Genomic DNA, 8,398 nt, shown 5'->3' with positions numbered 1-8,398 from the left:
GGCGGGAGCCGCAGGAGTGGCTCGGTGCGCCGCTCAGCGCGCAGTTCCCGCTGCATATGATCTCCATTCAGCCGTCGGATCGTCTGCACAGCCAGATGGACGCCACCGCCACGGTGCAGGGCAATAAAACCGCCGGCCATGAAACGCTGTATATGCATCCGCAGGATGCGGCAACACGCGATATTCAGGACGGCGATGAGATTGAAGTCAGCAACGCGCGGGGGCGCATGTTGGCTGGCGTGCGCCTCACCGACGGTTTAACGCCGGGCGTGGTGATTATCGCCACCGGTGCCTGGTTCGATCCCGGATTTGGTCGCGCGTGGCAGCCGTGGGATCGCGCCGGCAACCCGAATGTGCTGACGCTGGATATCGGCACTTCGTCGTTAACTCAAGGCCCGAACGCCATGAGTTGCCTGGTGGAAATCAAAAAACATCGGATTTGCACAAACGGTTAACAATCTCACCGCTGGTTACATTTTGCGGGTAACTGTTGCGTTTAGGCGATGGTTTCTCATCGTGCCGCCTTGCTACAGTCAGGGTCCCAGAGGTATTGATGGGTGAACATCAAAAAGTTTTCTTGATTACACCGACCTGCGCAGATGCGCAGGTTTTTTTTTGAAACATAGTTTTCCTGTCAACTCGCTTTACGTTTCTTTATAACTGCTGGCATTAAGCCTGATTTTCGCCTCAGTGGATTACCATGCCTCCTATTAAAAAACTTCTGGGAAAAGACCAGATAAAAGCGCCCTTCAACCCGTTTCGTTTTCGCCTGATCTGCCTTGGCGTTTTCTGCTGTCTGGTTCTGTTACTGATCTGCGTGGGCGACCTGCAGCTGATCAAGCACCCAATGCTGGAGCACGAAGCCGATCAGCGCTCGCTGCGTACCGTAACGCTGCCGACCAACCGTGGCACCTTATTGGATCGTGACGGCCAGGCGCTGGCGCTCAGCGTACCGGCGCGCGATATCATCGCCGATCCAATGCGCGTGCTGGAGGCCAATCCTGATTTCACCAGCGCCAAATGGGCCTATCTGGCGGCGGCGCTCAATCAGCGGCCGGAAGATCTGCGCGCGGCCATCACCGCCAACCCGAAAAAGCGCTTCCTCTATCTGGGCCGTAAAATCGAACTTGGCATCGCCAAAGACATCGCCGAGCTGAAACTGAAAGGCATCAGCTCGGTGTACAACGACAGCCGTTTCTATCCGATGAGTGAAGCGGCCGCGCCGTTGATTGGCATTGTTGGCGCCGACAGCAACGGTCTGAATGGCATCGAAAAAGGCTTCGACCATGTGTTGCAGGGCGATCCGGGCAAAGAGGTTTATCGTCAGGATGGTGAAGGCAACATCATCGCGATGATCGATTACCAGCCGCCACAACAGCCGCCAACGGTGCAGCTCAGCATCGATAAGTTCGACCAGTTCACGCTCTACAGCAAACTGCGCGACGGCGTGCTGCTGAACAAAGCCGATTCGGGCGCGGCGGTGCTGGTGAAGATCGATACCGGTGAGATTCTGGCGATGGCCTCTTATCCGTCGTTCAACCCGAATAACTATGAAAACGCTACGCCAGCGCAGATGCGTAACTCGGCGATCAACGACAGCTACGAACCCGGTTCCACGGTGAAACCGCTGGTGGTGATGGAAGGGCTGGAGCGCCATCTGGTGCGCGCCGATTCGGTGATCGATACCACGCCGTATAGCGTTAACGGCCACCTGATCCGCGACGTCGGCCACTGGCCGCGCCTCACCATGACCGGCATTCTGCAGAAATCGAGTGATATCGGCGTGTCGCACATTGCGCTGGCGATGCCCGCCGAAGCGCTGGTGAATACCTATCAGGCATTTGGTTTGGGTAAACCGACCGGGCTGGGATTGACCGGCGAAAGCGTCGGTTACTTCCCGCTGCACCGCGAGCGCTGGGCGGATATCGAACGCGCCACCTTTGCCTTCGGCTACGGCCTGCGCGTCACGCCGCTGCAGATTGCGCGTGAATACGCCACGCTCGGTTCTTACGGCGTGTATCGTCCGCTGTCGATCACCAAAGTGACGCCGCCGGTGCTGGGCAAGCAGGTGGCGAATCCGCAGGTGGTACAAACCGTGGTGCATATGCTGGAGAGCGACGTGCTGCCGGGCGGCACCGGGGTGCGCGCGGCGGTGCCGGGTTATCGTCTGGCGACCAAAACCGGTACCGCGGAGAAGATGGGCAGCAGCGGCAAGTACGATGGCGGCTATATCAACTACACCGCCGGTATCGCACCGGCCAGCCATCCGGAAGTGGCGCTGGTGGTGATGATTAACCATCCTACGGCGGGCGATCACTTTGGTGGTTCGGTGGCGGCACCGATTTTCGGCAATATTATGGGGCCGGTACTGAAGCACATGAACGTGGCACCGGATGCGATTTACAGCAAACCGACCTCGGATAAATCTTAGTTAAATCAAAAGTGTAATTGCGGGGTGGAGAATATTCACACCTCGTTTCACTTCGCCGAACACCGTTGCTTTTTGCACCTGTCTTTCAGCGGCTCATCAGTGCCAATATGGTCATCCCAGAGGTATTGATGGGTGTGAAAACAACGCTGCCGTGCAGCACCCCTGTTATTACACCAACCCACGCAGATGCGTGGGTTTTTTTTGCCTGTAATTCGGTGGGGGTTGTGGGTTGGGATGTGTGAGCGGGTCGCCATGCAGTGACAAACCGGGCTGATAGGTTTCAGTTTGCTCGCTGTAGTTAGAATGTGCTCGCTGAAGTTGAAATGTGCTCGCTGCCCCCCATCCCGGCCTTCCCCCGCAAGCGGGGGAAGGAGACGCTGCCACATGCCTCTCCCCAACTAACATATGGCACATCTTCCTCCCCCGCTCGCGGGGGAGGACCGAGGAGGGGGACAGCGAGCACGGACCGAGGAGGGGGACAGCCAGCACCCACCCCAAAAACAAAAAAAGCCACACCGAAGTGTGGCTTTGGGTTATTGCTGTGTGCGTCTCAATACATAGACGAAGTTAAGGGTATTGCTTTGTTACACCAGTTCGGTTTTAACGCCTTGCTGGATAAGGAGCTCGGCGTCATCGCCGTGGCTGTAAACGTTGTACTCAACACCGGCAACGGTAACGGTGCCATCCTGATGCACCCACTCGCTGACGTCGCTGCCTTCCGGCAGGATATCTTTCAGCTGCACGGTATCGCCTTCATCGCCGCGCACCAGCAGCTGGGTTTTGCCGTCGTCGATAAACAGGTTTTTCTCGCCGTGCTGCAGCAGGCTGTTGATATCCACCACCAGGGTGTTATCGCCGTCACCGCTGATATCGAACACTTCAATTGACTGGATTTCCGCGCTGTGCGCGCTGAGATCCAGCACCTGATCGTGACCGGTCAGATACAGTTCGTCGGTCTGACCTTCGTGGCCGATAATGGCGGACGAGGTGAGATCGTCGATGGTCGATAAGGTGTGGATGGTATCGTCGTCAATGCTATCAATGGAATTTAAGGTATTTGAATCTGGGTATCCATATTTAATATTGTCAATCCAAACGTCGCTGGATGGATAAATTCTTATCATTCCAATGTGCACGTTTTCATCTAGATTCGCAAAATCATTATCTGTAAGTGTATATACGTCTCCTGGTCGGAGGTTAAATCCGAAGTACTTAAGTCCGATATAATTACCGTTAAGATCGGAATAATGAATGCCAACTTTGACAACCGCGTCACGATTATCATGATTATAGAAGTCTATTCCGAATTTAGTTGGGGTGTCTTTAGTTCCAACTCCAATTCCACCGTTTTTAAAAGTGAGAGATAGAGCCCCTGCAGAGTTGGATTCTAATCTCAATGCTTTCTTATTAAAGGACGCAGGTCCCGATGGTAAATCAGCAATTGTAGCTCTACTACTACTGGAGGCATTTGTTATCTGAAGAGTGCCACTGTCAAAATAAAAGGGACCTTCACCGTTAGGTTGGTTTTCAAAATCGATTGTTGTCGAGTAATCGCCATCCACGCGCCCACTCTTCAGTTTCAAATCAAACGCACTTTCCCACTGCGTTGCGCCTTCTTTTCGTACTTCAAATTTCCAGCCGCCCTGAGCCAGATCATTTTCCGGCGTCCAGTTCCATTCACCCACTGAATTGGTCTTCACGCTGTAAATCGTGGCGGGATCGCTGCCGTGTTTAGCGCTCAGGTAAATCAGGCTGTTTGGTTCGCCATGACCATGCAACGTCGGAGTGAGGTCATCGGTGGTATCGCCGCTGGAACGCTCGCCTTTGTCACCCACATTATCGTAGGCGAAATCAATGGTTGGCTTAATGCTGTCTGCATCGGTCAGGGTCAGATTAAACGCATCGCTCCACGCGCTTGCGCCTTTTGGTTTGACGTTGAATGACCAGTTGCCCATCTGCAGATCGGTTTCCGGTGTCCAGGACCAGTTGCCCTGGCTGTTAACATCCACGGTAACGGATGCTGCCGTGCCGTTCAGCAGGGTATAGCCGACAACCACCTGGCTGTTAGCTTCGGCACGACCGCGCAGGGTTGGCGTCAGGTCATCGGTGTAGGCGCCGTTGCCGAGCGAGCCGGTGGCGCTGCCTGCATTGTCGTAAGCGGAGACGATGCGCACGGAGCGGGCGTAATCCGCCGGATCGAAAATTTCCAGCGTGAACAGCGAAGAGGAGGTGTCGCCGATGCTGGCCTGGAACTCGTAGTTGCCGCTGCTGAGGGCCGCAGAAGGCGTCCATGACCACTGCTCGCCGCTCAGGGTTGCGGTAGCGCTGCCGGTCCAGCTGTCGCTGCCCACTTCACGATACATCACCACTACGGTGCTGCCAGCTGAAGCGAAGCCGCGCAGTTCAGGCGTATCGTCATCGGTCAGCGCACCGTTCTTCAGGATGCCGGTATTGGTGCCGGCATTATCAAACGCGTGGTTAATCAGGATGGTATCCGGCGGCAGGGTGCCGATATCGGCATCCGGCGCGACGTTAATCACGAACGCCTCGGAAGGCGCACTTTCACGGAATTGACCGGCGAACTTTTCCACCGTGGTCAGCGTCAGGCTGTTGGTGCCGTCTTGCAGTTCAACGGTGGGGATAATCACCCATTCACCGCTATCTTTGTCAGCCACCGCGCTGCCGATGGTTTCGCCATCCGCGTTTTTCAGCAGTACTTTACTGCCTTTCTGCGCCACGCCGGTGAGCTGTGGGGTTTTGTCGTCGGTGGTGCCGCCCTTGTCAAAGCTGCCGACTTTTCCGCCGACATCGTCGTAGAGGTTATGCAGAATCGGCGCATCCGGCGGCGTGCTGTCAACCACGATGTTGAGCGGGGTGTAGTCTTCCGACTGCAGGCCGCCCTTATCAACGTTGTACATCACGGCGTTGTAGGTGCCGTCCGGTAAATCTTCCGGCGCAGTCCAGTGCCAGTTGCCGTCTTCCTCAATGATGGTGCTGAAGTGCTGATCGTTGATGATGATGTGCACCACGACGCCTGCTTCTTCAGGGTCGCGAGCATCCTCCCGGGATTCAAAGGCGATCTTGCCGGTGGCAAACTCTACAACAACGGTTTCGATCGGGTCGAAAAGCTTATTGATTTTCATAAATGCGTTACCTGATGTGGAATGGGTAAAAGTTGTGGATTTAGCGGCCGCTAGTGACCTGGATTAGGAGAATGCCTAAAAACGGCGCAAGGGACGTATGAGAAATGTCTGCTCCTTGCCGGGAGATATGAGTTGGTCGCCATTAATGGCGACCCTACAACGCATCGGTGCAGGTTTGGTCGCCGGAGCATTGATACGCAGATGACTGATAATCAGCGTATTTATCAAGAATGTGGACTGATGCGTACCTGGCTGAAAACCGGCGCTTTTTCGTAGGGTGGGCATTCATGCCCACCGGGTTTTACCAGCAAGCAGGCCTATCAAAAACAAAAAAAGCCACACCGAAGTGTGGCTTTGGGTTATTGCTGTGTGCGTCTCAATACATAGACGAAGTTAAGGGTACTGCTTTGTTACACCAGTTCGGTTTTAACGCCTTGCTGGATGAGGAGCTCGGCGTCATCGCCGTGGCTATAAACATTGTACTCAACACCGGCAACGGTGACGGTGCCGTCCTGATGCACCCACTCGCTGACGTCGCTGCCTTCCGGCAGGATGTCTTTCAGCTGCACGGTATCGCCCGCATCGCCGCGCACCAGCAGCTGGGTTTTGCCGTCGTCGATAAACAGGTTTTTCTCGCCGTGCTGCAGCAGGCTGTTGATATCCACCACCAGCGTGTTATCACCGTCGCCGCTGATATCGAACACTTCAATCGACTGGATTTCAGCGCTGTGCACGCTGAGATCGAGCAGCTGATCGTGACCGGTCAGATAGAGTTCATCGATCTGGCCTTCGTGGCCAATAATGGCGGACGAGGTGAGATCGTCGATGGCTGAAAGAGAGTGGAAGGTATCGTCAATTTCCTCAGATAATACAGAAGAAGTTTTTATATCGTTAAATTCATATTTTAGATTATCAATCCAAACATCCCCTACAACTGGATAAAAGGTAATAGTTGTATAGCGTACGTCTATATTTGTACCTGGGAAATTATCGTTGGTTAACGTAATGCTACTATTCGCTTCAATGAAAAATTTTACTAAGGGGATATTATACTTGTTACTTACACCAGCATCAAACTCTATTCGGGAAGATCCCGGATTGTAAATCTCAACGCTGAATTTCTTTAGTAATGGAGCTGGCGGTCCATAGGTGTCCTTCGTAAAATGAATATGGCTATAAGAGTTTTGAACTAAAAGAAGAGAAGCTTTACCCATTGAAGTCTTTTTAGACCTTGGATCTATTATCTGAGTGCTTCTAAATGCTGGGCCCTCGACTTGAAAAATCACATTCTCCTTATAATAATACGGAGTGCCAGTGAGGAAATTTTTTGGAAACCCAGCAGGTAAATTTTCCCAGTCAATAATTCCCGAGTCAGAACTGTCACTCTGCAACGTTAAATCAAACGCACTTTCCCAGCGGGTTCCACCTTCTTTTCTAACTTCAAATTTCCAGTTTCCCTGCGTCATATCGGCGGTAGGGGACCATGACCATTGGCCGTATTGATTGACCGTGACGCTTTCGGGGTACATGGAACCCACATCAGACGTGGCGCGCAGGTTAATGGTGGTGTTTGCCGTGCCGGTCCCGATCAGCTTCGGCGTCAGATCATCGGTGGTATCGCCACTGATCAGGTCTTTTGGTGTACCAAAGTCGTCCTTGCCGGACTCAATCTCTGGTCCCGCTGCATTATTCCTTTCGAGAATCAGCTTAAACGCGGTACTTGGTGTAGCTGAGGCGTCTTTCTTCACCTGGAACGACCAACTGCCGGTGGTCAGATTATTGTCTGGCGTAAATTCCCAGTTGCCAGATGAATTAACCTCAGCTGTGAAGGTCATGGTGCCTTCCAGCGGATGCTTTGCCACCAGATAGACAATGCTGTTGGCTTCGCCGCGTCCGCGCAGGGTAGGTTTGAAGTCGTCGGTGATATCGCCGTTCGCTAGTGCGCCGGTACTGCCCACGTCATCCCAGGCGTCAACGATAATGGTTTTATTTTTTATATTGCTGCTAGCGACCAAGTCCAGCACAAACTGCGCTGAGCTGACGTCGCCGTTGCGCGCCTCGAATTCGTACTGACCGGCGGCGATCTTGCTGCTCGCTTCCCAGCTCCAGCTTTCGTTGGTCACGGTGGCGGTGCCGCCGGCGATCCATTTGCTCGAGCCCATCTTGCGATAGTAAATGGTAACGTCATCACCGCCGGTCACAGTGCCTTTGAGGATTGGCGTCTGGTCATCGGTGATGGCACCGTTTTTCAGGTCACCGGTTGCGGTGCCGAAGTTGTCCTCTGCGCCGGTAATCTCAACGGTCACCGGTTGCGGAGTGCCGCCCTCGACGTTAATCACAAACGCATCAGAAACCACCCCTTCACGCAGGTCGCCGGCGAAGATTTCGTCGGCGCGCAGGCGCAGCGTGTTGACGCCTTCTTTCAGGTCTGCGGACGGCTCGATGGTCCAGATACCGCTTTCTCTGTCCGCCACGGCGCTGCCGAGCTTGTTGCCTGCTTCATCCAGCAGATAAACGGTGGTGCCTTTTTGCGCCACGCCGGTCAGGGTTGGGCGGGTGTCATCGGTGATGCCGCCTTTGTCGAAGCTGCCGGTTTCGCCGACGTCATCGAACAGATTAAGCAGGGTTGGTGCGACTGGCGGCTTGGTATCCACCACGATGCTGAGCGGGGTGTAGTCCACCGACTGCAAGCCGCCCTTGTCAACGTTGTACATTACGGCGTTGTAAGTGCCGTCCGGTAAATCTTCCGGCGCGGTCCAGTGCCAGTTGCCGTCTGCCTCGATGATGGTGGAGAAGTGCTGTTCGTTGATGATGATGTGCACCA

4 protein-coding genes are annotated in these 8,398 nt (G+C 54.2%); 2 read left to right on the top strand and 2 right to left on the bottom strand.

The features are described 5' to 3' along the window. Nucleotides 1–455: molybdopterin dinucleotide binding domain-containing protein (locus tag PMI17_RS03930; RefSeq protein WP_007886352.1), on the top strand; the 455-nt coding region annotated here is incomplete at its 5' end. A 245-nt stretch (nucleotides 456–700) separates the two neighbouring features. After that, complete coding sequence (locus PMI17_RS03925; protein ID WP_007886351.1) at nucleotides 701–2,431, top strand: penicillin-binding transpeptidase domain-containing protein; 1,731 nt, start codon at nucleotides 701–703, stop codon at nucleotides 2,429–2,431. Between the two features lie 584 nt (nucleotides 2,432–3,015). Here PMI17_RS03925 and PMI17_RS03920 read toward each other — a convergent pair. Together PMI17_RS03920 and PMI17_RS03915 are read right to left on the bottom strand one after the other, a co-directional pair. Then, a complete protein-coding gene (locus tag PMI17_RS03920; protein WP_007886350.1) occupies nucleotides 3,016–5,574 on the bottom strand; it encodes an Ig-like domain-containing protein in 2,559 nt (852 codons plus the stop codon). A gap of 410 nt (nucleotides 5,575–5,984) precedes the next feature. Then, nucleotides 5,985–8,398 (bottom strand): Ig-like domain-containing protein (locus PMI17_RS03915; protein ID WP_036620200.1); only part of this gene is annotated, 2,414 nt, incomplete at its 5' end.

This window comes from Pantoea sp. GM01 (assembly GCF_000282675.1).
Classification (GTDB): Bacteria; Pseudomonadota; Gammaproteobacteria; order Enterobacterales; family Enterobacteriaceae; genus Pantoea; species Pantoea nemavictus.
The sequence above is the reverse complement of the archived record's forward strand: the minus strand, read 5'-3'. Positions and strand labels throughout refer to the sequence as shown.